This window comes from Acrocarpospora sp. B8E8 (assembly GCF_039871605.1).
GTDB lineage: Bacteria > Actinomycetota > Actinomycetes > Streptosporangiales > Streptosporangiaceae > Acrocarpospora > Acrocarpospora macrocephala.
On sequence record NZ_JBDPLV010000017.1, the window covers coordinates 126,530 to 151,354 of the forward strand.

General features: G+C 70.3%; 23 protein-coding genes. 11 read left to right on the forward strand and 12 right to left on the reverse strand.

Going from position 1 to position 24,825, the window contains the following annotated elements; translation table 11 throughout:
• Positions 1–13: 13 nt before the first annotated feature.
• Positions 14–1,078, reverse strand: a complete 1,065-nt coding sequence (locus ABGB08_RS18965; protein WP_347592003.1) for a hypothetical protein — start codon at positions 1,076–1,078, stop codon at positions 14–16.
• Between the two features lie 216 nt (positions 1,079–1,294).
• Between ABGB08_RS18965 and ABGB08_RS18970 the strand changes: the two genes are divergently transcribed.
• Both ABGB08_RS18970 and ABGB08_RS18975 read left to right on the forward strand, forming a co-directional pair.
• Positions 1,295–3,256, forward strand: a complete 1,962-nt coding sequence (locus ABGB08_RS18970) for a CehA/McbA family metallohydrolase (protein ID WP_347592005.1) — start codon at positions 1,295–1,297, stop codon at positions 3,254–3,256.
• Positions 3,257–3,352: 96 nt separating this feature from the next.
• On the forward strand, positions 3,353–4,342 hold the full coding sequence (locus tag ABGB08_RS18975) for an aldo/keto reductase (protein ID WP_347592007.1): 990 nt from the start codon (positions 3,353–3,355) through the stop codon (positions 4,340–4,342).
• Here the strand turns inward: ABGB08_RS18975 and efeB are convergent.
• From efeB to efeU, 3 genes are read right to left on the reverse strand one after another with little or no spacing between them, the layout of a single operon-like run.
• Positions 4,335–5,585 (reverse strand): iron uptake transporter deferrochelatase/peroxidase subunit, encoded by a 1,251-nt coding sequence (efeB, locus tag ABGB08_RS18980; protein ID WP_347592009.1) that lies wholly within the window; start codon positions 5,583–5,585, stop codon positions 4,335–4,337. The genes ABGB08_RS18975 and efeB overlap by 8 nt on opposite strands.
• Positions 5,586–5,610: 25 nt before the next feature.
• The gene (efeO, locus tag ABGB08_RS18985; protein WP_347592011.1) at positions 5,611–6,747 is read right to left on the reverse strand and encodes an iron uptake system protein EfeO; all 1,137 of its coding nucleotides are present in this window, start codon (positions 6,745–6,747) and stop codon (positions 5,611–5,613) included.
• Positions 6,748–6,760: 13 nt separating this feature from the next.
• Positions 6,761–7,585 (reverse strand): iron uptake transporter permease EfeU, encoded by an 825-nt coding sequence (gene efeU, locus ABGB08_RS18990; RefSeq protein WP_347592013.1) that lies wholly within the window; start codon positions 7,583–7,585, stop codon positions 6,761–6,763.
• A 249-nt stretch (positions 7,586–7,834) separates the two neighbouring features.
• Here efeU and ABGB08_RS18995 point away from each other — a divergent pair, with 249 nt between their 5' ends.
• Together ABGB08_RS18995 and ABGB08_RS19000 are read left to right on the forward strand one after the other, a co-directional pair.
• Entirely contained in the window at positions 7,835–9,454 is a 1,620-nt protein-coding gene (locus ABGB08_RS18995; protein WP_347592015.1) for an ATP-binding cassette domain-containing protein, read from the forward strand.
• The gene (locus ABGB08_RS19000) at positions 9,451–10,389 is read left to right on the forward strand and encodes a hypothetical protein (RefSeq protein WP_347592017.1); all 939 of its coding nucleotides are present in this window, start codon (positions 9,451–9,453) and stop codon (positions 10,387–10,389) included. Before ABGB08_RS18995 ends, ABGB08_RS19000 begins: the two co-directional genes overlap by 4 nt.
• A 45-nt stretch (positions 10,390–10,434) precedes the next feature.
• Here ABGB08_RS19000 and ABGB08_RS19005 read toward each other — a convergent pair whose 3' ends face one another.
• Positions 10,435–10,701: a zf-TFIIB domain-containing protein gene (locus tag ABGB08_RS19005; protein WP_347592067.1), complete on the reverse strand. Its 267-nt coding sequence runs from the start codon at positions 10,699–10,701 to the stop codon at positions 10,435–10,437.
• Positions 10,702–10,738: 37 nt separating this feature from the next.
• Positions 10,739–11,560: a phosphotransferase gene (locus ABGB08_RS19010; RefSeq protein WP_347592019.1), complete on the reverse strand. Its 822-nt coding sequence runs from the start codon at positions 11,558–11,560 to the stop codon at positions 10,739–10,741.
• Between the two features lie 36 nt (positions 11,561–11,596).
• On the opposite strand from ABGB08_RS19010, the gene ABGB08_RS19015 reads away from it, so the two are divergent.
• Positions 11,597–12,487 (forward strand): TIGR03619 family F420-dependent LLM class oxidoreductase, encoded by an 891-nt coding sequence (locus ABGB08_RS19015; RefSeq protein WP_347592020.1) that lies wholly within the window; start codon positions 11,597–11,599, stop codon positions 12,485–12,487.
• On the opposite strand, the gene ABGB08_RS19020 is transcribed toward ABGB08_RS19015, so the two are convergent.
• Positions 12,484–13,506, reverse strand: coding sequence for an LLM class flavin-dependent oxidoreductase (locus ABGB08_RS19020; RefSeq protein WP_347592022.1), 1,023 nt, complete (start codon positions 13,504–13,506; stop codon positions 12,484–12,486). The two genes, ABGB08_RS19015 and ABGB08_RS19020, sit on opposite strands and share 4 nt — an antisense overlap.
• Before the next feature lie 69 nt (positions 13,507–13,575).
• On the opposite strand from ABGB08_RS19020, the gene ABGB08_RS19025 reads away from it, so the two are divergent.
• Both ABGB08_RS19025 and ABGB08_RS19030 read left to right on the forward strand, forming a co-directional pair.
• Entirely contained in the window at positions 13,576–14,358 is a 783-nt protein-coding gene (locus tag ABGB08_RS19025; protein WP_155354207.1) for an HAD-IIA family hydrolase, read from the forward strand.
• Between the two features lie 39 nt (positions 14,359–14,397).
• On the forward strand, positions 14,398–15,024 hold the full coding sequence (locus tag ABGB08_RS19030) for a hypothetical protein (RefSeq protein ID WP_347592024.1): 627 nt from the start codon (positions 14,398–14,400) through the stop codon (positions 15,022–15,024).
• Between the two features lie 4 nt (positions 15,025–15,028).
• Here the strand turns inward: ABGB08_RS19030 and arfB are convergent, their stop codons facing one another.
• Positions 15,029–15,451, reverse strand: a complete 423-nt coding sequence (gene arfB / locus ABGB08_RS19035) for an alternative ribosome rescue aminoacyl-tRNA hydrolase ArfB (RefSeq protein ID WP_347592026.1) — start codon at positions 15,449–15,451, stop codon at positions 15,029–15,031.
• A 329-nt stretch (positions 15,452–15,780) separates the two neighbouring features.
• Between arfB and ABGB08_RS19040 the strand changes: the two genes are divergently transcribed.
• Positions 15,781–17,286, forward strand: a complete 1,506-nt coding sequence (locus tag ABGB08_RS19040; RefSeq protein ID WP_347592028.1) for an alkaline phosphatase D family protein — start codon at positions 15,781–15,783, stop codon at positions 17,284–17,286.
• Entirely contained in the window at positions 17,283–18,626 is a 1,344-nt protein-coding gene (locus ABGB08_RS19045) for an FG-GAP and VCBS repeat-containing protein (protein ID WP_347592030.1), read from the forward strand. The genes ABGB08_RS19040 and ABGB08_RS19045 overlap by 4 nt, the downstream gene beginning before the upstream one ends.
• Here ABGB08_RS19045 and ABGB08_RS19050 read toward each other — a convergent pair.
• Genes ABGB08_RS19050 through ABGB08_RS19065 form a run of 4 tightly spaced genes read right to left on the reverse strand, consistent with a single transcriptional unit; the run spans position 18,611 to position 21,449 of the window.
• A complete protein-coding gene (locus ABGB08_RS19050) occupies positions 18,611–19,972 on the reverse strand; it encodes an MFS transporter (RefSeq protein ID WP_347592032.1) in 1,362 nt (453 codons plus the stop codon). The genes ABGB08_RS19045 and ABGB08_RS19050 overlap by 16 nt on opposite strands.
• A 20-nt stretch (positions 19,973–19,992) precedes the next feature.
• Positions 19,993–20,583, reverse strand: a complete 591-nt coding sequence (locus ABGB08_RS19055; RefSeq protein WP_155354200.1) for a TetR/AcrR family transcriptional regulator — start codon at positions 20,581–20,583, stop codon at positions 19,993–19,995.
• Position 20,584: 1 nt separating this feature from the next.
• Positions 20,585–21,220: a biliverdin-producing heme oxygenase gene (locus ABGB08_RS19060; protein ID WP_347592034.1), complete on the reverse strand. Its 636-nt coding sequence runs from the start codon at positions 21,218–21,220 to the stop codon at positions 20,585–20,587.
• Positions 21,221–21,254: 34 nt separating this feature from the next.
• Complete coding sequence (locus ABGB08_RS19065; RefSeq protein WP_347592036.1) at positions 21,255–21,449, reverse strand: hypothetical protein; 195 nt, start codon at positions 21,447–21,449, stop codon at positions 21,255–21,257.
• Positions 21,450–21,592: 143 nt separating this feature from the next.
• On the opposite strand from ABGB08_RS19065, the gene lon reads away from it, so the two are divergent.
• Together lon and ABGB08_RS19075 are read left to right on the forward strand one after the other, a co-directional pair.
• Positions 21,593–23,947 (forward strand): endopeptidase La, encoded by a 2,355-nt coding sequence (gene lon, locus ABGB08_RS19070; protein WP_347592038.1) that lies wholly within the window; start codon positions 21,593–21,595, stop codon positions 23,945–23,947.
• A 154-nt stretch (positions 23,948–24,101) separates the two neighbouring features.
• Positions 24,102–24,665 (forward strand): hypothetical protein, encoded by a 564-nt coding sequence (locus tag ABGB08_RS19075; protein WP_347592040.1) that lies wholly within the window; start codon positions 24,102–24,104, stop codon positions 24,663–24,665.
• The last annotated feature ends 160 nt before the right edge of the window (positions 24,666–24,825 follow it).

Consider the following 24,825-nt stretch of genomic DNA (forward strand, 5'->3'; position numbering starts at 1 on the left):
GCTTCTGTGGCTTCTACGGCTTGAGGTAGCGCTCCTCGATCAACGAGATGAGCTGCTCCAAGTGGTCATATGTCGGAGGCTCGACCACGTTGACGAGGTTCGTGGTGAGCGGGGTGTTCTTGGCGAGGTTGGCGAAGACCTGGGGGTTCGCGGTGCGGAAGCCGTACCGGGCGGCGAGGGCGGCGAACTCGGGGTCCTCGGTGAGCAGGCGGCCGACCCGGGTGGCCGGCTCGTCGAAGGGGACCAGGGTGTGCTTGCTGAGCACGGTCGGCGAGGGGTACAGCAGGCGCATCTCCGGGCGGATCGCGCCGTCGGCGGCGAACAGGTGCGCCGCGTACTGGGCCTCGTAGATCACGACCATGGGCGTCTTGCCCATGCCCATGGCGAGATAGTCCTCGAAGGGCGCCTCGGTGGTCGACTCGGAATAGCCCTGGTCGAGGAAGAGTGGCGCCACCGCCTCGGCCACCTTCCCCGACTGTTCCGCCGATGTCACGACATCGTCGCCGTTGGCGACATAGCTGGTTATCGCCAGGTACATAGCGGCCGAGTTTGAGGTACGGATATCCGTGGTCGTCAGCAGGACCCGCTTACGCGCCTTATACGACGTACCGGGCAAGGAATCCCACCGAGTCCCCTTCGCCACCAAATCCAGATATTTCCGGATATCGAGGGTTTCGCCGGTGACCACGCCCGCCCGCGTCAGGGCGTCCACGATCGGTTCGAAGGTCGCCACGCTCATCGGCGAGTGGAACGGGGAGAACGTCACGCTCGCCCCGCGATCCTTCTTGATCTTCTCGGCGGCCGGCACGCTCGACGGGAACGCGAACGCGTACCCGCTCAGATCCACCGAACCCGCGATCTCCCGCGACCCGGCCGTGTCCACGTCGACCCGCAGCCCGTGCCGGGCGAAGGCGGCCTTGACCTCCGGATCGTCGAAGAACGGCTTCTTCTCCGAACCGATCACCCCGCGCACCACGGTGAGCTCCGAGCCCTCCCGGTTCCCCAGCACCAGGGCCGCGGCGACCCCGCCGCAGAGCAGGAGCGCCAGCACGGCGCCAATCCAGCGTCTACTACTCATCTCACTCTGAATTATGTGACCGCCCGCTTTGCCCGGTGTGCCCGAAAGACAGAATTCAGCGCGTGTTCATTTTGGGGTAATTGGGGGGTCGACTCCCCCCGGGGCTGCCTGTTATCCCACCCGGGCGCAGAGAACCCCTCCAGAACGCACGATTGCATTTTTTCGGTCCTGGCCTGATGTGACGATGCTTGGGGTTTCGACTACGGGGAGGCGAACATGTACCGCGATCCGATGCTGCCGCCGGTCGTGGCCAGAGCGCTGGCGGAGTACCGCACGCTGCTGGCCGAACATGGCATCACCTGGGGGGAACCACCGCTGGGTTACGTGCGAATGATGAGTTTCCTCCGGTTCCCGGATGAGGCGTACCAGATGTCCAAAGAGCCGGACCTGGATCGGGCGTTCCGGGACGCGCTGGACGGCCATCCCACGCCGGACGGCCTGACCGTCCTGCGGCTGCTCCCCGCCGGGCTCCGCCTGGAGGCCCGCCCGCTGGCCGTGCTCTCCGAGCACCCGCTGCCGTGCGTGCTGCTGATCGACTCCGCCCGCGACACGGCGACCCCCGTCCGCGTGGACGGGCAGACCCATCTCGTCCTGGCCGGTGGGGCCCGGCTGATCGAGATCACCACCGGCAGCGCCCTCACCGTGTCCGGGGAGGAGGTGGACCTGTCCGTGCTGACCAGGGCCGCCGTGCCCGCCCGGCTGCGGCTGCGGGCGGGCTTCCCGTGCCGGTGGAGCGTCACCACCACCGACGGCCAGGGGTGGTATCCGGCGGGCGCCGACCGCCGCCGCGACTACCACGGCGTGCCGTTCTTCCACGGCGACGACCTGGTGCTGGACGTCCCCGCCGAACCCCTCACCGTGCGGTCCTGTCGCGGCATGGAGTACGGCACCGCCGAGGCCGCCGTGCACCCCGCCCCCTGGCGGGAGACCCTGGTCGAGCTGGCCCCCGAGCGCCTCTACGACGCCGCCGCCCGCGGCTGGTACGGCGCGGACCTGCACGTGCACCTCAACTGGGCGGGGGACATCGTGGCCACCCCCGCCGCGGCCGCCGCCATGCAGCACGGCGAGGACCTGCACGTGCTCAACCTGGTCGCCGGGAACGTCTCCGGCGAGCGCGTCTACGACCGCGAGGCGCTGCAGCACTGGGCGGGCCGCGACCTGCCCTGGTCGGACGCCTCGCACGTGGCCAGGATGGGCGTCGAATACCGCAACGACCTGCTCGGCCACGTGCACGCGTTCGGCCTGACCGCGCCCCCGTCGATCTACCACACCGGCTTCCTCGGCCAGGCCGACTGGCCGCCCAACGGCGCGGCCTGCGGCGAGCTGAAGGAACTGCGGGCCGTGCTCGGCTACGCGCACCCCTTCCACGGCCCGATCCTGGAGGCCCGCGAGATCACCGGCTCCGGCGAGCGCAACTGCGACGCCCGCGCCCTGGTCGTGGACGCCGCGCTCGGCCTGGTGGACGGCATGGAGCTGCTGCACTTCTCCGAGATCTCCGGCACGGTGAGCGTCTACCGCCGCCTGATCGGGGCGGGCAACCGCCTGGCCGCCCTGGCGGGCACCGACACGATGCTCTCCTTCACCCGGCAGGACACCGTCTCCAGCCCGCCCGGCTGGGAACGCGTCTACGCGCGCCTCGGCGGCCCCCTCTCCGCCGAGTCGTTCGCGAACGCCGTACGGCACGGGCGGACCTTCGCCACCACCGGCCCCTGGCTCGAACTCCAGGTGACCGACGAGAACACCGGCGTCGCCTGCGACGTCGGCGACACCCTGCACCTGCGGCCCGGCGACCGGGTCACCGTCACCGCCCGCACCATCGGCCCCGAGGTGGAGCGCCTCGAACTGCACACCGCGGGCGGCCTGCTCGCCGTCGGCCCCGCCGGTGAGCTGTCGGCCACCCTCGACGTCCTGGAACCCACCTACGTCGTCGCCGCGGCTTCCGGCGGGCGCCACCCCCGATCGCTCCACCGCGAGGTGTACGCCCACACCAGCCCGGTCTACCTGGACGTGGCCGGACGCCACGTGGCCCGGGCCAAGGACGTGCGGTGGTGCCTGGAGTGGCTCACCCTGCTGGCGGGCACCGTCCGGGAGCACGCCCGCCTCGACTCGCCCGACCAGCTCCGCGACCACCTCGACCTGATCGAGAAGGCGACGGCCGTCTACCGTTCCCGGCTGTAGCGGTTTGACGCCGTCGCGGATTGACTTGGAGCGCGCTCCAGATCCCAGACTTCCTACCAGCGCCCGATCTAGAACGGGCGCGGGAGAGGAATCCGGATGAGATACCGCACGATCGGCACGAACCCGGACACCCGCCGCGAGGTGAGCGTGCTCAGCCTCGGCGCGATGTTGTTCGGCACCGCCACCGACGAGCCCACGTCGATGGCCATCCTCGACCGGTATGTCGAGGCCGGGGGCACCTTCATCGACACCTCGGGCAACTACGCGTTCTGGACGAACGGCGGCCAGGGCGGCGAGAGCGAGGGCGTGCTCGGCCGCTGGCGGCGCAGCCGCGGCGTCGGCGACGAGATCGTCATCGCCACCAAGGCAGGCGCCCGCCCGCTCGCGCCCGGCACCAGCTACACCGACAATCCCGAGGGACTGTCGGCCAAGGTGATCAGGGAGTCGGCGGAGCGCAGCAGGGAACGCCTCGGCATGGACCGGCTGCACCTGATGTACGCGCACATCGAGGACACCCGGGTGGCGCTCAGCGAGACCGTCGAGGGCTTCGCCGAGCTGGTCGCCGACGGCACGGTCGGCCTGCTCGGGGTGAGCAACCACTGGACCTGGCGGGTCGAGCGGGCGCGCAGCCTCGCGGCGGCGGCGGGCCTGCCGGGCTACGAGGTGCTCCAGTACCAGCACAGCTACGTGCGCCGCCGTACCGACCGGCCCTCCCAGCTGTCGGTGGACGGCGACCTGGGCGCGACCAGCGGGGATCTGCTCAGCTATGTACGGGAGAACCCGGAGCTGACGCTGGTGGCGTACGGGCCGTTGCTCAGGGGCGGTTACGTCCGGGCGGACCGGCTCGACGCGGGGCTTGACGGCCCGGGCAAGCAGCCGAGGCTGGCCGCGCTCGCCGAGATCGCGGCGGAGACGGGGGCGACCGTCAACCAGGTGGTGCTGGCCTGGCTGATGGGCGGGGAGATCCCGGTGCTGCCGCTGGTCGGCTGCTCCTCGGTGGCCCAGCTGGACGAGGCGCTGGGCGCGGTCGACCTGGACCTGACCGTGGCGCAGCGGGCCCGGCTGGACGCGGCGGGGGTCAGCTGAACAGGGTCCGGCCCCAGTAGTCGCCGGCGTCCCGCACGCCAGGCGGGATCGCGAACAAGCCGCTGGAGACGTGCTTGATGTACTCGTTGAGCACGTCCTGCCGGGCCAGCGCCAGCTGCACGGGGACGAACTGGCGGTGCGGGTCGCGCTGGTAGGCGATGAAGAACAGCCCGGCGTCCAGGCGGCCCAGGCCGTCGGAGCCGTCCACGAAGTTGTAGCCGCGGCGGAGCAGGCGTGCCCCGCCGTGGCTGGACGGGTGGGCGAGCTTGACGTGCGCGATGTCGGCGATCAGGGGCTGGCCGTCGGGACCCTTCTTCGCGAAGTCGGGCTCGTCGAACTCCTTCGTCATGCCGTGGGCGGCGCCCTCGCCCTTGGTGCGGCCGAAGATCGCCTCCTGCTCGGTGAGCGAGGTGCGGTCCCAGGTCTCGATGTGCATCCTGATCTTGCGGGTGACCAGGTAGCTGCCGCCGGTCATCCAGGCGGCGCCGTCCTCCTCCGAGACCCACAGATGGTCGCGGAGCATGTCGGTGTCCTCCAGCTTCAGGTTGGCGGTGCCGTCCTTGAAGCCCATCAGGTTGCGCGGCGTGGCCTGGGCCCGCGAGGTCGAGGAGGTGCGGCCGAAACCCAGCTGGGAGTAGCGCACCGACACCTTGCCGAAGCCGATCCTGGCCAGGTTGCGGATCGCGTGCACGGCCACCTGCGGGTCGTGCGCGCACGCCTGCACGCACAGGTCGCCGCCGGAGATCTCCGGCAGCAGCGCCTCGCCGGGGAACTTGGGCAGCTCGGCCAGGGCCGCCGGCTTGCGGTCGGCCAGCCCGAACCGGCCGTCGAACAGGGACGGGCCGAAGCCGATCGTCAGGGTCAGCCCGGAGGCGGGCAGGCCCAGGGCCTCACCGGTGTCGTCCGGCGGGGCCTCGGGCACGCCGCCGACCGCGCCGAACGTCCCGGCGTCCTGGCCTTGGGTCATCCGGGCGGCCGCGGCCGTCCACTCCTGCAGCAGGTCCACGAGTTCGGCGCGGTCCTTCGTGGTGACGTCGAAGGCCACGAAATGCAGGCGGTCCTGGGCCGGGGTGACGATCCCGGCCTGGTGCTCGCCGTAGAACGGCACCGGGTCGGAGGCCGACCCGGTGCGCGCGGGGGTCGCCTCGTCCGGCAGGGACCGCACCGCCAGCGTGCCCGCCCCTGCGGCGGCCACCCCGGCCGCGCTGAGGCCGAACAGTTTCCGGCGGCTGATGCCCGGCATATCCGCTCCTAGTAGTCGTGCTGTCTTACTGTGCCACCACGGCGGCGATCTTGCTGACCGGCTCGGCCAGGGCGTTGATCGTGTCCGAGAGGACCTTCAGCTCATCCTTGCTCAGCTCGGTGTGGAGCTTCCAGCCGTCGCCCTTGCGGTGCGCCTCAAGGGCGGTCTCGGCGGCGGTGAACTTCTCGTCCAGGGTCTTGACCAGAGCCGCGTCCCGCGCCTCCAGCACCGGGCGTAGCGCCTGCACGGCGGCCTGCGAGCCCTCCAGGTTGGCCGCGAAGTCCCACAGGTCGGTGTGCGAGTAGCGGTCCTCCTCACCGGTGATCTTGCCGGTGGCCACCTCGTCCAGCAGCTCCTTCGCCCCGTTGCCCAGCTGCAGCGGCGACAACTTCTCCGCGTTCGCCTTCTCCACGATCAGCTTCACGTCGCTCATCAGCTGGTCGGCGATCGCCCCCGAGCCGCTGACGTCCTTGGTCACCCACAGGTCCTTCTCCAGCCGGTGGTAGCCGGTGAACTCCATGCCCTCCTCGATGACCTCCTCGCGGCCGTCGATCTTCGGGTCCAGGTCGCCGAAGATCTCCGCCACCGGCTCGATCCGCTCCCAGTAGGTCCGCGCCACCGGGAACAGCGCCTTGGCCTTCTCCTGGTCGCCCGCCTTGACCGCGTCCACGAACTCCTGCGTCTTGACCAGCAGCGCGTCGGTCTGGCTCCGCACGTAACGCTGGTAGCTGGCGGTGGCCTCGGCCAGCTGGGCGTCGTCGGTGAGCGGCTTGTGCTCGCCGGTCACCTTGAGCGGGCCGCGGATGCCCTTGCCGATCATGCCGGGCTTGCAGGCCGTCTCGTACGTCCCGGCCGGCAGCTCGATCACCAGGTCCCGGGTGAGGCCGGGGACGATGTTCTCCACCTCGCCCATGACCCGGTCGCCAGGGGCGTACACGTAGAACTCGGTGACCTTGCTGCCGCCGTTGGTGATCGAGAACGTCGCGGTGCCGGCCGCGACCTCGGCCGCGCCGACCTGGCAGGCGGTGTCGCTGGCGGCCACCGCCACCTTCCCGTTCCCGGCCGGGGCCGAGCCGCCCGCGGCGGGGGCGGCCGGCTCCGTGCCGCCGCAGGCGGTGAGGGTGGCCAGGGCGAGAGCGCCGAGGAGAAGGGCGTTGCGCATGGATGTACTCCCGTTACGAAATGGACTCGGCGAGCTTGGCCGGGGCGGCCGGGCGGAGGAAGAGGAACAGCACCGGCAGCACGTAGGCCACCCAGGCGGTCACCTCCAGCACGCTCGGCGTGGCGGTGATGTTGAACATGCCGCTGAGCAGGGCCGAATACCAGGCACTCGGGTCGAGCACGCCGCTGATGTCGAAGGCGAGGGTGCTGCGGCCCGGCAGGATCCCGGCCTCCTGGAGGTCGTGCACGCCGTACTTGAGGATGCCCCCGGCGACCAGGATGAGCAGCAGGCCGGTCCAGGTGAAGAACTTGGTGAGGTTGACGCGGATCGCGCTGGCGTACAGGCCCCAGCCGATGAGGATGGAGGTGAGCAGGCCGAGGCTGATCCCGATGAGCGGGGTGGCGGTGGTCGCGGCGCCCTGGGCCGAGGCGAAGAACAGCAGCGAGGTCTCCAGGCCCTCGCGGACCACCGCGAGGAACGCCATCACGGCGACCGCGACCGAGCCGACCTGGAGCGCCTCGCCCAGCTTGGCGCGCAGATCGGAGGCGATCTTGCGGGCCGCGCCGCGCATCCAGAAGATCATCCAGGTGACGAAGACGGTCGCCGCGATCGAGGCGACCGCCTCGAACAGCTCCTGCTGCTCGAAGGCCAGGTGGGCGGCGGTGAAGGAGAGCAGCGCGCCGAAGGCGACCGACAGCGCGACCGCGGCGGCGACGCCCGTCCAGACCAGGGACAGCCTGTCTCGCCGGTCGCTCTTGACGAGGAAGGCCACCAGGATGGAGACGACCAGGGTCGCCTCCAGCCCTTCCCGGAGCCCGATGAGGTAACTGGCGAACACGCGATCACTTCCACAAGGTGAGGCTTGCCTAATTTAGGCGAGCTTTACCTTACCCATACGAGCGGGCGGCCACGCCGGTGGGGGTGGGTCGTAATTCGTTTGATGCGCGCGGCTGGGGCCGCGTAACTTTGTTCGCGTCCCATCCCCGTTCCCGGGAGCTTCCATTGAGGTTCTGAGGTCGACGCCAGGTCTTGATCGCCGGCGTCCTCGCGTGTCCATGAACACGACCTCACAGGGACGGCTTCTCTTATGTTGGCAATTCATGATCTTTCTTTCGCGTGGGCGGATGGCACTCCGGTGTTCGACGGGGTGGAGCTCGCGTTCGGGCCGGGGCGTACCGGCCTGGTCGGGGTCAACGGATCCGGGAAATCCACGCTTTTGCGGGTGATGGCGGGCGAGCTGACGCCCGGCCGGGGGAGCGTGCGCGCGGGCGGGGTCATCGGGTATCTGCCGCAGAACCTGCCGCTCGGGGTGGCCAGGACGGTGTCCGACCTGCTCGGCATCACGGCGGCGCGCGAGGCGCTGCACGCGATCGAGCGGGGAGACGTCTCGGAGGCCAACTACGCGGCCGTCGTGTGGGACGTCGAGGAGCGGGCCCGCGCCGAGCTCGACCGGCTCGGGCTGCGCGACGTGGGGCTCGACCGTCAGGTCGCCGCGCTGTCGGGCGGGGAGACCGTGCTGGTCGGCCTGGCCGCGCGGTTCCTGCTGGAGCCGGATGTGCTGCTGCTGGACGAGCCCACCAACAACCTCGACCTGGCGGCGCGCCACCGCCTCTACGACGCGGTCCTGGCGTGGCACCGCACGCTCGTGGTCGTCAGCCACGACCGGACGCTGCTCGGGCTGGTCGACCAGATCGTCGAGCTGCCGTCCGCGCGGGTGTTCGGGGGGAATTTCGACGCGCAGGAGGAGATCCTGGCCGCGGAGCGGACCGTCGCCGAGCGGGCGGTGCGGACGGCCGAGGGGGACCTCAAGCGACAGCGGCGGGAGCTGGCCGAGGCGCGGGTCAAGCTCGACCGGCGCGCCAGGTACGGCAAGAAGATGAACGAGCAGAAGAACGAGCCGAAGATCGTCATGGGAAACCGGAAGCGGCAGGCCGAGGTGTCGGCGGGCAAACACCGCAACCTGCACGAGGAGAAGGTCGAGCAGGCCCGCGAACGCCTCACCGAGGCCGAGCAGGCCGTCCGCGACGACGCCGAGATCCGCGTCACCCTCCCCGCGACGACCGTCCCCACCGGGCGCATTGTCCTTTCTCTCCCGCTGTACGGCCTGACCGCAACAGACCACGATATTTCCGAAATTTCGGTCGATAGCATGACTTCGGGACTGGAGCTGAGCCACCTCATCGTCAAAGGCCCCGAACGAATCGCCCTGGTCGGCCCGAACGGCTCGGGAAAGACGACCCTGCTGGAGCGCATCGCGACCCACACCCGCGAGGGGGGATCCCCCGACGGCGTCTTCGTGCCGATGCGATATCTCCCGCAACGCCTGGACATCCTCGACGACGACCTGAGCGTGCTCGAGAACGTTTGCGCGGCCGCGCCGGAAACGTCGATAAACAACATCCGCGCCGGTCTGGCGCGATTCCTCTTTCGTGGCGCCCGCGTCGGCCAGCCCGTCGGCACCCTCTCCGGCGGCGAACGCTTCCGCGCCGTCCTGGCCGCGCTGCTGCTCGCCGAACCCCAGCTCCTGCTCATGGACGAGCCCACCAACAACCTCGACCTGGCCAGCGTGCGGCAACTCGCCCAGGCGCTGTCCGCCTACCGGGGCGCGCTGATCGTGGCCAGCCACGATCTTCCGTTCCTGGAGTCGATCAATCCGACTCGCCGAATTGACACTTCCGGACTTGACGGGAAACAGTTGGACAGGTGATCACTCCCCGGTTCCTCGCCGCCGCCGCGGCGGCGGTCACACTCAGCGCGTGCACCGCGGCCCCGGCCTCGCCGGGCGACCCCGGTTCCTCGGCTCCCGCCGCCGCCGGGTCACCCTCGCCGTCGGGCCTCAGCCCCGCCGCCTACCGCACCACCCTGGACTCGGCGGGCGGCCCGGTGGACACCGCGCTCAAGGACCTGGCCAAGGCCAAGACCCCGAAGACGCTGGGGGACCGGCTGACCCGGGCCGAGACGGCGGTCGGCGACGCCCTGACCCAGCTCGAACCGGTCCAGCCGCCCGCCGACATCACCACCGAGCACGCCGACTACCTGGCCGCGCTGCGCGGCATGGAGACCACCCTCGGCGACCTGCGCACCGGTGTGGACGAGCTGTCGCTGTGCACGGCCACGGCGGTGCTGGCCCGGTTAGGCAAGTCCGACGACTTCGCCGCGCTCAAGGAGGCGGGCGTCGACCTGGCCTCGCTCGGCGACTACCCGGGCGGCAAGGTCTCCGTCAAGCCGCCCAAGGAGGAGAACCGGCGGCAGGCCAACGGGAAGGTGCTGCGCTCGGCCGTACGCGGCGGGCGGAGCAAGCTGATCGTGAAGAACGGCGGCGCGCAGGACGCGGTGCTCACCATGATGCTCGGCAAGCGCAAGGCGGTGTCGGTCTACGTGCGCAAGAAGAGCCGGGCCACCGTGCCGAACATCAAGGACGGCAACTACCGGGTGTTCTTCGCGACCGGGGTCGACTACGACAGCAAGAAACGGCGGTTCAACCGGACTTGCGCCTTCGAGCGGTTCGACGACGCGGTGCGGTTCAAGACCACGTTCAGCGGCAGCACGATCCGCTGGAGCGACTGGACGCTCACCCTCAACAAGGTCACCGGCGGCAACGCGCCGTCGAGCCGGGTCGACCCGGACGACTTCCCGATCTAGAACATGACGAAGCCGCGGTCCCCACGGGACCGCGGCCTGGAAAGCTCAGCTGGAGAAGAGCGCGTTCACCCAGCTCTTGCGGTGGCCATGGTGGTAGCCGTGGCCGCCGTGGTGGCCGCCGCCCCAGGCCGGGCCGGGAGCGGGGGGCGGGGGAGCCGCGTACTGCTGCTGCGCCCACTGGTTCTCCATGCGGGAGAGCGTCTCCAGCTCGCCATAGTCGAGGAAGATTCCACGGCAGCTGTCGCACTGCTCGATGTGGACGCCGTTACGGTCAAAAGTCCGCATGTTCCCGCGGCACTTGGGGCACTGCATGAGCGTCATCTCCTTAAGAGGCGTTTAACCATTCACCCTACGACGGTGGCGGTGTGGCCAGGATCCTCTCGCAGGAGGAGATCAGAGCCTCCGCCGCCTCGTCAAGGGCGGTGTTGTCGCGGCGCGCGGTGGCCAATGCCGTGGCGGCCAGTTGGACCGTCAACGCGCGGGCCGGCCCGTCGAGTTCCCGCCACGGGTCGCCCGGCGAGACGGCGGTCCCCCCGGCGGCCAGGTAGGAGCCGAGGAACCGGTTCCATTCGTCCGGCGAGACGAGCCCGGACGCGAACCAGGCGGCCGGCCGGGCGAGATCCCAGGCGGGGTCGCCGTACCCGAGGTCGTCGGGGTCGATCAGCAGCCACGCGCCATCCAAGCGGATGAGCTGCCCCAGATGCCAGTCGCCATGCGTCAGCCCGCTGCCACGCTGCCGGAGATCCAGCGTCTGGTACGCCTTGCGGGGCAGGTCGCCGGGTTCGAGCTGGGCGACGGCCCGGGTGACCCGCGCCGGCCCGCCCATCGGGGGTAATCCGGCGGGCAGGGGCTGGGCGTGTAACCGCGCCAGCAGCCGCCCGCCCTCCTCCCACGGCGGCGTCTCGAGATCGTCGGGCGTGAGCGGCTCCCCGGCGGGCCAGATGGTGACAATCCGGTCTCCCACCCGGTCGGTCCCCAGCGGTTCCAGCAGCAGGCCGGGCAGCCGCACCTCCAGGCGGGCCTTCAGCTCGGCCTCATCGGTCCCGGCCGGGTGCGCCTTCACCACGACGTCGCCCACCCTGATCACCAGGACGCGGGTGTCCTTGAGCACGGTTGGGGGGCCTTCGCGGCCGGACAGCCGTACCAGCTGGGAGACCAGGTCGGGGGGCACCGACTCAATCTACCCGGCGGGCTCTAGGGTTGCCGTATGAGGATTGGATTCGCGGTGCCGGTGTCCGGGTCGTGGGCGACGCCCGGCAACATGGCGCGGGTGGCGACCCGGGCCGAGGAGCTGGGCTATGACGAGGTGTGGACGTTCCAGCGGCTGCTCTACCCGGTCGGGCATTCGATGGGGTCCAGCTACCGGAGCGTTCAGGACCCGATCGTCACCTTGTCGTACGTGGCGGGGGTCACCTCCCGCATCCAGCTCGGCGTGGCCGTCCTGAACCTGCCCTTCTACTCCCCGGCCATGCTGGCCAAGCAGCTCGCCACCCTGCAGATCGTCTCCGGCGGACGCCTGGACGTGGGGGTCGGCCTGGGCTGGGTGGAGGAGGAGTTCGCCGCCTCCGCGGTCCCGATGGAACGCCGCGGCAAGCGCGCCGAGGAGTATGTGCAGCTGCTCCGCAAGCTCTGGACCGAGGACCCGGTCGAGCACAAGGGCGAGTTCTACGCGCTGCCTCCGGTCCACCAGGACCCCAAGCCCGCGCCCGTGCCGCCGATCCTGATGGGCGGCGCGGCTCCGGTCGCCCTGCGCCGCGCGGGCCGCCTGGCCGACGGCTGGATCAGCTCCAGCCGGATGGACCTGTCCAAGATCCACGAGCAGATCTCCGTGGTGAAGGAGTCGGCCCGCGAGGCCGGGCGCGACCCCGGCGCGCTGCGTTTCATCTGCCGCGGTGTGACCCGCCCTGGATCCGACAGCTCCGCGCCGCTCGCCGGTTCGTACGAGAAGATCCGGCAAGACGTCGCGGCGCTGGCCGAGCAGGGGGTCACCGAGGTCTTCCACGACCTCAACTTCAACCCCGAGTTCGGCTCCGTCGACGCCGACCCCGCCGCGTCGATGCGCCGCGCCGAGGAGGCCCTGGAGGCCCTGAAGCCCTAGGGAGTCATCTCGTAGGCCTGCGCGATCAGTTCGTAGGACCGGATTCGCGTCTCCGTGCCGTGCACGGTCGTGGTGATCATCAGCTCGTCCGCGCCGGTGCGCTTGCGCAGCTCCTCCAGGCCGGTCCTGACCTGATCGCGGTCGCCGTAGACGACGTCGGCCAGCCGCCCGTACACGAACTCGGTCTCCGCCGCCGAATACGGATACGCGGCCGCCTCCTCCGGTGTCGGGAAGCGCCCTGGACTCCCGAGCCGCATCCGCAGGAACGCCAGCGCCCCCGCCATGGCCTGCCGTAGCGCCTCCTGCTCGCTCTCGGCCGCCAGCGCGGAGACCCCGATCATCGCGTACGGCTCCGCGAGCACCTCCGACGGACGGAACGAGGTGCGGTAGAGCTCCAGCGCCGGCTCGGTGCTGGCCGCGCTGAAGTGGTGCGCGAACGCGAACGGCAGCCCCAGCAGCCCGGCCAGTCGCGCGCTGAACCCGCTGGAACCCAGCAGCCAGATCGGAGGCCGGTCGTCCCCGCGCGGGATCGCCTGAACCCGGGGGTTGGCGCCGTCCAGGAACGCGGTCAGCGCGGCGACCTCCTGCGGGAACTCGTCCGGGTCGACGTTCGCGCTGCGGCGCAGCGCCTGCGCGGTGACCATGTCCGTCCCCGGCGCCCGGCCAAGACCGAGATCGATACGCCCGGGGTGCAACGCGTGCAACGTCCCGAACTGCTCGGCGATCACCAGCGGCGCGTGGTTGGGCAGCATCACCCCGCCGGACCCCAGCCGGATCGTGCGCGTGGACGCCGCCAGATGCGCGATGATCACGGCGGGGGAGGAGCTGGCCACCCCCGGCATGCCGTGATGCTCGGCCACCCAGATCCGGTGATATCCCCACTCCTCCGCCCGCTTCGCGAGCTCGGTCGCGCCGCGCAGCGCCTCGCCCGGGCTGCCGCCCTCCCCGACCGTGGCCAGCTCAAGCACCGACAGAGGAACTTCGGCCGCACCTCGCGCGACGCCGCGAATATTCTCCATGAACGCAGACAACCGGAGATGTGCTCCGGATATTTCTGGAATCATCCGCGCACCTGCGATGCTTGGACCATGACTGAGCGCAAGCCCATCGACTGCTGGCTGTCGGACATGGACGGCGTCCTGGTCCACGAGGGCAAGCCCGTGCCCGGCGCCGACGAGTTCATCCAGAAGCTGGGCGAGTCCGGCAAACGTTTCCTCGTCCTCACCAACAACTCCATCTACACCCCCCGCGACCTGTCCGTACGGCTCCGCGTGGCCGGCCTCAACGTGCCGCCGGAGGCGATCTGGACCTCCGCCATGGCCACCGCCGACTTCCTGTCCGCCCAGCGTCCCGAAGGCTCGGCGTACGTGATCGGGGAGTCGGGCCTGACCACCGCCCTGCACGAGGCCGGCTACATCCTCACCGACCTGGACCCCGACTACGTGGTCCTGGGCGAGACCCGCACCTACAGCTTCTCCCACATCACCCGCGCCATCCGCCTGATCGAGAACGGCGCCCGCTTCATCGCCACCAACCCCGACGCGGTCGGCCCCTCCCACGAGGGCAACCTGCCCGCCTGCGGCGCCGTGGCCGCCATGATCACCAAAGCCACCGGCGTCGAGCCGTACTTCGTGGGCAAGCCCAACCCGATGATGATGCGCAGCGCGCTCAACCGCATCGAGGGCCACAGCGAGAGCACCGCCATGATCGGCGACCGGATGGACACCGACATCGTCTGCGGCATGGAGGCCGGGCTGCACACCATCCTGGTCCTCACCGGCGTCACCCAGCGCGACCAGATCGACCGTTTCCCATTCCGCCCGTCCCAGATCGTCCCCTCGGTCGCGGATCTGATCGATCTTGTCGAGTAGCTGCCACGTCCTGTCAGCATCCCGTGCGAGGCTGACGGGATGAACCACCTCTACCTGGAGATCGGCCCCAAGAAGGTCTTCGCCTGCTCCATCGACTGGCCCGGCTGGTGCCGGATCGGCAGCTCCGAGGACCAGGCGATCGAGGCGTTCCTCACCTACGAACCCCGCTACCGCGTCATCGCCGACCGCGCGGGCCTCCCTTTCACCCCCGGCGACCCCGTGATCACCGAACATGTCAAAGGCGACACCACCACCGATTTCGGCGCCCCCGGCGCCATCCCGCCCAGCGACCACGCCCCCGTGACCGAAACGGAAGCCACCCGCGCCGCCGCCCTCCTCACCGCCGCCTGGGCCGAATTCGACGCCTACGCCACGGTGGCCCCCGAAGAACTCCGCAAGGGCCCCCGGGGCGGCGGCCGCGACCGCACCAAGATGATCGCCCACGTCACCGAGGCCGAACGCGCCTACGCCCGCAAGATCGGCCTCAAACACAAACCCCTGAAATCCCCTGAAGACCTGACCGCCATGCGCACCGCCATCACCGAAACCCTCGGCGCTCCTTCCCCCGGCGGCGCGGAACACGGCTGGCCCGCCCGCTACGCCACCCGCCGCATCATCTGGCACGTCCTGGACCACCTGTGGGAATTGCAGGACCGCTCAACCTGAGCGCTCAGTCGTCGAGGCGGCGAAGACGCTTAAGAGTGGAGCGGTGCTTCTTGGTGGCGAGACGGTGTTCGACCGCTCCTCTGGAGGGTTTGGTGGCGCGGCGCTTGCGGGGCGGGGGTGCGATGGCCTCCCGGAGGAGCTGCGCCAAGCGCATCTCCGCGGCTTCGCGGTTGCGGAGCTGGGAGCGGTATTCGGAGGCGGCGATGGTGATGGCGCCGTCGACGAGGCGGGGGGCCAGGCGGGTGAGGGCGCGGGCCTTCAGGGCCGGGGGCAGCGCGGTGGTGGCGGCCACGTCGAAGGTGAGCTCGGCGCGGCTGTCGGTGGTGTTGACGCCTTGACCGCCAGGTCCGGAGGAGCGGGAGAAGCGCCAGCTCAGTTCGGCTTCGGGGATGGTGACGGAAGCGGTGACGATGAGCGGTCCGGGCATGTGGCTCTCCTCCTCTCGGTGCTGCCAAGGGTATCTGGGGTGCATACCCACCGATCAATGGATTTATGGGGGACGATACGGTCCGTAGCCGCCTTGGTCGCGGTGCGATCACCGGCTCGCGCCTTCGGTGACATGCGTGTGAAGTGCAACCTTCGGGATGTGAGCCGGGCCTTCCCTAACTCGTCGTCACACGTTCGGCGGGCGTTCAATTACCGTGGGTAATCCGCATGTCTGTTCACTTATGGTTTTTTCGCAGGTCAGCGGGCTAACCCGTATTCGACAATCAGATGGGCTTTCCTGTTAGGGTGCAGGGAAAAGCGTCACGCAGAGTGTTCCTGTCCAGTGTGGCCGCCGGGGGGCTCCTTCTGACCGGAGCCGGATACGCGCCCACTCGATCCCTCCGTCAGGACCCGTTCGGGGTCGGTGTCGCCTCGGGTGATCCCTCCGCCGACGGATTCGTGCTCTGGACCCGGCTGGTGTTAGATCCCCTCGGGTTGAACGGCCGGGGTGGCATGCCGTCCCGGGACTACGACGTGCAGTGGCAGGTGGCCACGGACGAGCGGTTCGCGGACATCGTCCGTACCGGCACGGAGACGGCGTCGTGGCGGGCGGCGCACAGCGTGCACGTGGAGCTGAAGGGCCTTCAGGCGGGGCGGGAGTATTTCTACCGGTTCAAGGCGGACGGGCATGTGTCGCCGACCGGCAGGACGCGGACCTCGCCGCCGGGGTTGTCGGCCTTGTCGTTCGCGATCGCGGCGTGCGCGCACTACGAGCACGGCTACTACACGGCGTACAAGCGGCTCGCCGAGCAGGAGCCCGACCTGGTCGTGCATCTCGGCGACTACATGTACGAATACCAGCCCGACGGATACACCGCCCCCGGCGGAAACATCCGGCAGCACTCCGGCGGGCACAAGTGCGCCACCCTCGCCGACTACCGGATGCGGCACGCGCAGTACAAGAGCGACCCCGACCTGCAGGCCGCGCACGCCGTCGCCCCCTGGCTGGTCGCCTTCGACGACCACGAGATCGAGAACAACTGGGCGGGCCCCAAGTCGAGCACCGGCGCGCCCGCGTTCGAGCGCCGCCGCGCCAACGCCTTCCAGGCCTACTACGAGAACATGCCGCTGCGCCGCACCAGCATCCCGCACGGCGCCGCCATCAAGATCAACAGGCGGGTCACCTGGGGCGAGCTGGCCCAGTTCCACCTGCTCGACACCCGCCAGTTCCGCGACGACCAGGCCTGCGAGGACGGGGTGCGCGCGGGCTGCGACGACCGTCTCGCGGCGGACCGCACCCTGCTCGGCGAGGATCAGCACCGCTGGCTGCAGGACGGCCTGCGGGGCTCGCGGGCCCGCTGGAACCTGATCGGCCAGCAGATCATCATGGCCCAGAAGGACTTCAAGCTCGGCCCCGGCAGCGAGGTCAACCTCGACTCCTGGGACGGCTACGCCGCCGAGCGCGCCGCGCTGCTCAAGGGGCTGAAGGACGTCGCCAACCCGGTGGTGCTCACGGGTGACGCGCACATGCACCACGCCGCCGAGCTCTACGCCGACCCCGGCGACCCGGACACGAAGGCCGCCGTCGAGCTGGTCACCTCCTCGATCGCCAGCGACGGCGACGGCTACCGCGACACCGAGCGCACCGCCGCGACCCTCGCCGAGAATCCGCATATCTCCTACATCGACCAGCGGCGCGGCTACATCATGGCCAGGCTCACCCAGGACGCGCTCACCGCGGACTTCCGCACCCTCGACTACATCAGCCGCCGGGGCGCGCCCGCCCGCACCTCGGCCCGCTTCACGATCCCCTCCGGCGAGCGGAGCCTGGTGTGAAGACGCTGCTCGTCGCCACCCTGCTGGTTCCGGTCCTGCAGGGCACGGCCGCCGCCTGCCCGGGCGTCGCGGCCGACTACAACGGCGACGGCCGCCCCGACCTGGCGGTCGCCATGCCGTACGCGACGGTGGGCGGCCACGACCGCGCGGGCGCGGTCGCGCTGTTCACCGGCACGAGCGGCGGCTTCCGCAAGGGCCCGGTGATCTCCCAGGACAGCGACGGCATTCCCGGCGAAGCCGAACGCGGCGACTCGTTCGGCGCGGCTCTGGCCACCGGCGACTTCAACGGCGACGGCTGCGCCGACCTGGCCGTCGGCGCGTCGGAGGAGTTCGTCGGCCGCGAGCCGATCACCGGCGCGGACGGCCACGGCATGGTCCACCTGCTGTACGGCTCCCGCACGGGCCTCCACCACGCCAAGGTCCTCGACCTGCCGGAACACGACACCGACCGGTTCGGCGCCGCCCTCGCGGCGGGCGACCTGGACGGCGACGGCGACGACGAGCTCGCCATCGGCGCCCCCGGCTACGAGGGCGGCGGCGCGGTCGTGATCCACGGCGCCAAGATCAAAATGATCAAGAATTCCGGCACGTCGACCGACCAGTTCGGCGCCGCCCTCGCCACCGGCGACTTCGACGGCGACGGCACCGCCGACCTGGCCATCGGCGCGCCCGGCGACAACCTGGAGAAGAAGGCGGAAGGCACGGTCACCGTCGTCGAGAAGGGCCGCAGAACGCTCTACAGCCAGGACAGCCCCTGGGTGAAGGGCTTCGCGGAGAGCTGGGACCACTTCGGCTCCGCCCTGGCCGCCGCCGACTTCAACGGCGACGGCCGCGACGACCTGGCCATCGGCGTCCCCGGCGAGGGCCTGTCGGTCTACCCGCGCGCCATGGAGTACGGCGAGGGAACCGTGCACGTGATCTACGGCTCCAGCGGCGGCCTCAAGACCTCCACCACCGAAGGCTGGACCCAGAACAGCCTGGCCGGCATCCCCCGCATGTACGACAGATTCGGCTCCTCCCTGGCGGCCGGCGACCTCAACGGCGACGGCGACGCGGAACTGGCCGTGGGCATCCCCGGCGAGAACGCCGTGCAGGTCCTGGCGGGCACCAAGTCCGGCGGCCTCACCAAGAACCACAACCTCCTCATCCCGGGCCCTGAGGGCGGCGAGTTCGGCGCGGCCCTCACCATCGTCGGCGGCAACCTGATCGTCGGCGCCCCCATGCTCGGCGAGATCACCCTCTTCCGCGGCCACCGCAAGATCGGCTCCTACCCGGGCGTCACCACGAAGGGCGTGCGGCTGGGCAAGGGCCCCGGCCTGTACGGCTACAGCCTGATCTGAACCGCCACGAACGAGATGAGCGCCGACAGCGCCATCATGCCCGCGCAGATGAACATCGCCAGCTGGAACCCGGCCGACAGCACGGCCGGGTTGTCGTAGGCCTCCCCGGTGAGCCCCACGATCGGCGGGATCGCCGCCACCGCCAGCAGGCTCCCGGTGCGCGCGACCGCGTTGTTGATGCCGCTGGCGATGCCCGCGTGCCGCTCGTCCGCACTGGCCAGCACCGTCGCGGTGAGCGGCGCGACGGCCGCCGACAGCCCGAGCCCGAACACCGTGGCGGCGGGCAGCACCCCCGTCAGGTAACTCGTCCCCGCCCCGATCCGGCTCATCATCAGGAACCCGAGCCCGCACAGGAGGATCCCGGCCGTCATCGGGATCTTCGGCCCGATCCGCCGGGCCACCTCACCGGCCCGGGGGGAGAGCAGGAGCATGAGGATCGTCACCGGCAGCATGGCCGAACCGGCCGTGATCGGCGTGAACCCCGACGACACCTGAAGTTGCAGGACCAGCAGGAAGAACACGGCGCCCATCGCCGCGTACATGAACAGGGTGACGATGTTCACCGACGTGAACGTGCGCGAGGTGAAGATGTCCACCGGGATGAGCGGATTCCGCCGGGAACGCTCGACCAGCACGAACACCACCAGCAGCGCGAATCCCCCGATCATCGGCAGGATGAGCTCCTCGATCAGGCCGTAGGTGAGCCCGGCCAGCGCCAGCGCCGCCAGCGCGGACCCGAGCAGGTCGAAGTCGCCCGACGTGCTCTCGTCCCTGCTCTCCGGCACGTGCCGCATCGCCACCGCGATCACCAGCGCCGCCAGCGGGAGGTTGATCAGGAACACCCAGCGCCAGCCGGCCGCCTCCACGATCCACCCGCCCAGCAGCGGCCCGATCGCCGCGGCCATGCCGCCGAGCCCCGACCACAGGCCGATCGCCCGGGGCCGGTCCACCCGGGCGAAACTCGACTGGATGATCGCCAGCGATCCCGGCGTGAGCAGCGCGCCGCCGACGCCCTGCAGCGCGCGGGCGAGGATCAGGACCTCGATGTTGGGGGCGATCCCGCACAACGCCGACGCCACCGCGAACCAGACCACCCCGATGAGGAAGACCTTGCGCCGCCCGTACCGGTCGCCGAGGGAGCCGCCCAGCAGGATGAGCCCGGCCAGCGTCAGCGTGTACGCGTTGATCGTCCACTGCAGCCCGGCCACGTCGGCCGCGAGGTCGGTGCCGAGCACGCGCAGGGCCACGTTGACCACGGTGCCGTCCAGCATCACGATCCCCGACCCGAGCACGGTCGTGAACACGATCCACCGGCCTGCGCCGGACTTCAGCTGAACGGAATCCATGGGGGTGTGGTACCTGCCGATCAGGAGAGCGCGCGGAGGATGAAGCCGGTGACGAACTCCGCCGCCTCGTCGACCGTGACCGAGCCGTCCATCAGCGGAAGGCGTTCCGCGCCCAGGATGGCCAGCACGATCCGGGCTGTCGCGGTCACATCGGAGGTCTGGAACTCGCCCGAGTCCACGCCGCTCTGGATGATCTCGCAGAGGATGCGCTGCATGGGCGCGACGTGCGCGGCCAGCTGCTGGTAGGCGTCCGGGCCGAGGGTGGCCGACAGGTCGGCCGCGCCGGGATGCGGGTGCGCCATCAGCCCGGTGAGCTGGAGCCGGATGAACGCGCCCAGCCGCACCGAGGGGGAGGCCCCCGCCGGGAGGTCGCGGGCGTAGCTCTCCACGAAATACTGGGTGACCCGCTCGGTGAAGCTCAGCAGCAGCGACGCCTTGTCCGGGAAGTAGTTGTAGAGCACCGTGCGGGTGATGCCCGCCTCGGCCGCCACGTCCGTCATCGAGATCGCGTCGATGCCCTGGCGGCGGGACAGCCGCGCCACCGCCTCCAGGACGCGCTCCTGGGTCTGGGCGCGGTGCTCGCCGATCGTCGCGGCCGAGATCCGGGGCACGTCAGGCCGCTGCCCGGGCGAGCCGGCCGAGGTCGCCGAGGACCTCGGTGTTGAGCTGGTAGGCGAGCTTGGTCTCCCGGATGATCCGCTGCCGCTCGGCCTCGTCGAGGTCGAGCGCGTCCAGGCGGCGGCGGTACTCGTCCTTGAAGCGGGGCAGGCTGCCGATGTCGAAGTAGTAGAAGTCCACGCCGCCGCCCCTCTCGTACCCGTAGATCTTCTGCAGTTCCATCCGGATGAACTGGCCTCCGGACAGGTCGCCGAGGTAACGAGTGTAGTGGTGGGCGATATATCCGCCAGGCCAGTCGGCGACCTGGTCGATCCGGGCGACCAGCGTCCTGGTCGGCTTGCTGGGCTGGATCCTGTCCGCCCAGCCGGGGCCGAAGATCGTGGTCAGGTCGCGGATCAGGGCCTGCTCCCGGTAGAGCTCGGGGAAGACGAAGGCGCCCGCGACCGGGTGGCCGGCGAGCGCCTTCGACGCTCCGTCCAGGGCCAGGTAGGCGAAGTAGTGCTGCGCCACCATCTCGCCGTACGCCTCCCGGCTGAGCCGCCCGGCCATCAGGCTCTTCAGATAGCCGTCATCCTCGGCGGACTCGTGATCGCTCCAGGTCGCGGCCCGCAAGACCTCGGAAAAGCCCATCTGTTCTCCTTTAATGGTCGTTCATGACGAAGTGTCACAAAAACAGATGAGCGCCGTCAACGGTTTGACGACAGTGTGTCATGAACCCGGCCGGACCAAGCCGATCTCGTACGTGAGACCCGCGCTCCGGGCATTTGGCCGCCAGCTCCGCCAGCCGCTCCAGGCCGGGCTGCGGCGCGGTGGCGAACCCGCCGCCCTCGTCCCTGAGCACGCCCAGCACCCGCCGCATCTCCTGGAGCGCCTCCAGCGACAGCTCACCCCAGAGGTGCTGATTACACGATTACGCTCGCTCACAGCGAACACGCGCAGATGTGGGAACACGAGTGCACTCCTGTTAGTTGAGCGTGCATAACTCAACCTTTGGGAGTACGCATGACTGAGATCCTTCCGGTCCTGCCGCTGGACGACGAGGTCGTCCTGCCCGGCATGGTCGTCCCCCTCGATCTGTCCGACTCCGAGGTGCGCGCGGCGATCGAGGCGGCCCAGGCCACCGGCGCCAAGAAGCCGCATGTCCTGCTGGTGCCGCGGATCGACGGCCACTACGGGGCCGTGGGCGTGACCGCGGTCGTGGAGCAGGTCGGGCGGCTGCCCGGGGGCGAGCCCGCCGCCGTCGTGCGCGGAGTGAACCGGGCCAGGGTCGGCACCGGCACCACCGGCCCCGGCGCGGCGCTCTGGGTGCAGGCCACGGTCGTCGAGCGCGTCGAGACTCCGGCCGAGGCCCTGATGAAGGAATACAAGGCGCTCACCATCACCATCCTGCAGAAGCGCGGCGCCTGGCAGGTCGTGGACGCGGTGAACGCGATCAAGGACGCGTCCGAGCTGGCCGACAGCTCCGGCTACGCGCCCTGGCTGTCGACCGCGCAGAAGCTGCTGCTGCTGGAGACCGCCGACCCGGCCGAGCGGCTGGAGAAGCTGGTCGGCTGGGCCCGCGACCACCTGGCCGAGGTGGACGTGGCCGAGACGATCCGCAAGGACGTGCAGGAGGGCATGGAGAAGCAGCAGCGCGAGTTCCTGCTCCGCCAGCAGCTGGCCGCCGTCCGCAAGGAGCTGGCCGAGCTCAACGGCGACCCGGAGACCGAGGAGCAGGACTACCGCGCCCGGGTCGAGGCCGCCGACCTGCCGGGGAAGGTGCGCGACGCCGCCCTCAAGGAGGTCGACAAACTGGAGCGCACCTCCGACCAGTCTCCCGAGACCGGCTGGATCAGGACCTGGCTGGACACCATCCTCGACATGCCCTGGAACACCAGGACCGAGGACGAGTACGACATCGCGGGCGCGCGGGCGGTGCTGGACGCCGACCACACCGGCCTGGAGGACGTGAAGGACCGGATCATCGAGTATCTGGCCGTCCGCAAGCGCCGCGCCGACCAGGGCCTGGGCGTCGTGGGCGGGCGCCGCAGCGGCGCCGTGCTGGCGTTGGCCGGGCCTCCCGGCGTGGGCAAGACCTCGCTCGGCGAGTCGGTGGCCCGCGCGATGGGCCGCAAGTTCGTCCGGGTCTCCCTCGGCGGCATCCGCGACGAGGCCGAGGTCCGCGGCCACCGGCGCACCTACGTGGGCGCGCTGCCCGGCCGCGTCGTCCGGGCCATCCGCGACGCCGGGTCGATGAACCCGGTCGTGCTGCTCGACGAGATCGACAAGGTGGGCGCCGACTACCGGGGCGACCCGACCGCCGCCCTGCTCGAAGTGCTCGACCCCGCCCAGAACCACACCTTCAGGGACCACTACCTGGAGGTCGAGCTGGACCTGTCCGACGTGCTCTTCCTGGCCACCGCCAACGCGCTTGAGCAGGTGCCCGGCCCGCTGCTGGACCGCATGGAGATCGTCACCCTGGACGGATACACCGAGGACGAGAAGGTCGTCATCGCCCGCGAGCACCTGCTGCCGCGCCAGCTCGACAAGGCCGGGCTGACCGCCGCCGACGTGGTCGTCGACGACGAGGCGCTGCGCAAGCTGGCCGGGGAGTACACCCGCGAGGCGGGCGTGCGCTCCCTGGAGCGGTCGATCGCCCGCATCCTGCGCAAGGTCACGGCCGGTCTCGCGCTCGGCACCAGGACCCTGCCCGTGCGGGTCACCGACCTGGTCGACTACCTCGGCCGGCCGCGGCACGTCCCCGAGTCCGCGCTCCCCGAATCCCGGCAGCGTACGGCGGTGCCCGGCGTCGCCACCGGCCTCGCGGTCACCGGCGCGGGCGGCGACGTGCTCTACGTGGAGGCGTCCCTGGCCGACCCGGAGACCGGCACCACCGGCGTCACCCTCACCGGCCAGCTCGGCGACGTGATGAAGGAGTCGGCCCAGATCGCGCTCTCCTACCTGCGCTCCCGCGGCGTGGAACTGGAACTCCCGGTCGGCTCGCTCAAGGACCGTTCGGTCCACATCCACGTCCCCGCCGGCGCGGTCCCCAAGGACGGTCCCTCGGCCGGCGTCACCATGACGACCGCACTGGCGTCCCTCCTGTCCGGCCGCCCCGTCCGCGGCGACGTGGCCATGACCGGCGAGGTCTCCCTCACCGGCCGCGTCCTCCCGATCGGCGGCGTCAAGCAGAAACTCCTCGCCGCCCACCGCGCGGGCGTCACCACCGTCCTCATCCCCGCCCGCAACGAGCCCGACCTCGACGACGTCCCCGCCGACGTCCTGGCCGACCTCACCGTCCACCCCGTCAGCGACGTCCGCGAGGTCCTCAACCTGGCCCTCACCCCCGCCACCGTCACCCAACCGGCCGCCGCCTGACCCTGCTGGTACGGCTCCCGCGAACACGCTTCGCGGGAGCCGTGAGCCCTATCGGAAGGGTTAGAGGGGCGTTTCCTGGGGTGAGTCGGGTGTGTCAGGGGGTGTGAGCGGCCCTCCTGGGGGACTGGGGTCGGGTCCCGAAAGGAGGGCCCGAATGCGATTCGCAATCCGAGTCGTGGCTGGAATCGGCTCCGCCGCGCTGTTGGCGGTCGCCGCTCCGGTGGCGTCCGCGCAGGCGGCCGAGGCCGTGGCAGCCCCCACGGCGTGGGGTCCGTACGCGTCGAGTGACGGTAAGGCGCAAGCCTCCGGAACCGTGACCGTGACGGAGAAGGTGAAGAAGGTCGGCTACTGGAAACGGTGGTGGACCTGGGGGAAGAAGTGTTCCTGGCGTGATGGTGAGAGGGTCTGCAAGAAGGTCAAGGTGTGGCACAAGAAGTGGGCGCACAAGCGGGTCCGCTTCGAGGTGTTCACCGTGGACTCGACGCTGGTGAACCACAAGAGCCACGCGCGTAAGTTCCGGTGCGCGTGGGAGACCTTCCGCGTGGTGAAGAAGAACGGAGACCGCGTCCTGCGCAGCGCGAAGGCCTGCGGCGGCTCCGCGAAGCTGTCCTTCACCGTTGTGAACGCCGACCGGATCTGGGTCGACGTCTCGCGCGGCACATTCAGCGAACCGAAGGGTAAACACTCCGGCTGGAAGGCCGTCCATCCGGCGGTCTGACCCGGGCGGAATCGGAGGCCGCGCCCCCTGAGCGCTCAGGGGGCGCGGCCTTCGCTTGATCACCCTTCGGAGTTTCCTGTGATCAGGGGCCTGAGCAGGTGGTTAAAGCGCCTTGAAAGCGGCCGTTAACTGCCTGCGCCTATTCATTAGGCGTCAGAAA

Coding starts and splice junctions, on each gene's coding strand:
- efeO (WP_347592011.1), bottom strand. CDS start 6,747: ATGCGCAACGCCCTTCTCCTCGGCGCTCTCGCCCTGGCCACCCTCACC.
- ABGB08_RS19025 (WP_155354207.1), top strand. CDS start 13,576: ATGACTGAGCGCAAGCCCATCGACTGCTGGCTGTCGGACATGGACGGC.
- ABGB08_RS19065 (WP_347592036.1), bottom strand. CDS start 21,449: ATGCGGCGGGTGCTGGGCGTGCTCAGGGACGAGGGCGGCGGGTTCGCC.
- ABGB08_RS18965 (WP_347592003.1), bottom strand. CDS start 1,078: ATGAGTAGTAGACGCTGGATTGGCGCCGTGCTGGCGCTCCTGCTCTGC.
- arfB (WP_347592026.1), bottom strand. CDS start 15,451: ATGCCCGGACCGCTCATCGTCACCGCTTCCGTCACCATCCCCGAAGCC.
- ABGB08_RS18975 (WP_347592007.1), top strand. CDS start 3,353: ATGAGATACCGCACGATCGGCACGAACCCGGACACCCGCCGCGAGGTG.
- efeB (WP_347592009.1), bottom strand. CDS start 5,585: ATGCCGGGCATCAGCCGCCGGAAACTGTTCGGCCTCAGCGCGGCCGGG.
- ABGB08_RS19060 (WP_347592034.1), bottom strand. CDS start 21,220: ATGGGCTTTTCCGAGGTCTTGCGGGCCGCGACCTGGAGCGATCACGAG.
- ABGB08_RS19015 (WP_347592020.1), top strand. CDS start 11,597: ATGAGGATTGGATTCGCGGTGCCGGTGTCCGGGTCGTGGGCGACGCCC.
- lon (WP_347592038.1), top strand. CDS start 21,593: ATGACTGAGATCCTTCCGGTCCTGCCGCTGGACGACGAGGTCGTCCTG.
- ABGB08_RS19030 (WP_347592024.1), top strand. CDS start 14,398: ATGAACCACCTCTACCTGGAGATCGGCCCCAAGAAGGTCTTCGCCTGC.
- ABGB08_RS18995 (WP_347592015.1), top strand. CDS start 7,835: ATGTTGGCAATTCATGATCTTTCTTTCGCGTGGGCGGATGGCACTCCG.
- ABGB08_RS19050 (WP_347592032.1), bottom strand. CDS start 19,972: ATGGATTCCGTTCAGCTGAAGTCCGGCGCAGGCCGGTGGATCGTGTTC.
- ABGB08_RS19005 (WP_347592067.1), bottom strand. CDS start 10,701: ATGCAGTGCCCCAAGTGCCGCGGGAACATGCGGACTTTTGACCGTAAC.
- ABGB08_RS19020 (WP_347592022.1), bottom strand. CDS start 13,506: ATGGAGAATATTCGCGGCGTCGCGCGAGGTGCGGCCGAAGTTCCTCTG.
- ABGB08_RS19075 (WP_347592040.1), top strand. CDS start 24,102: ATGCGATTCGCAATCCGAGTCGTGGCTGGAATCGGCTCCGCCGCGCTG.
- ABGB08_RS18970 (WP_347592005.1), top strand. CDS start 1,295: ATGTACCGCGATCCGATGCTGCCGCCGGTCGTGGCCAGAGCGCTGGCG.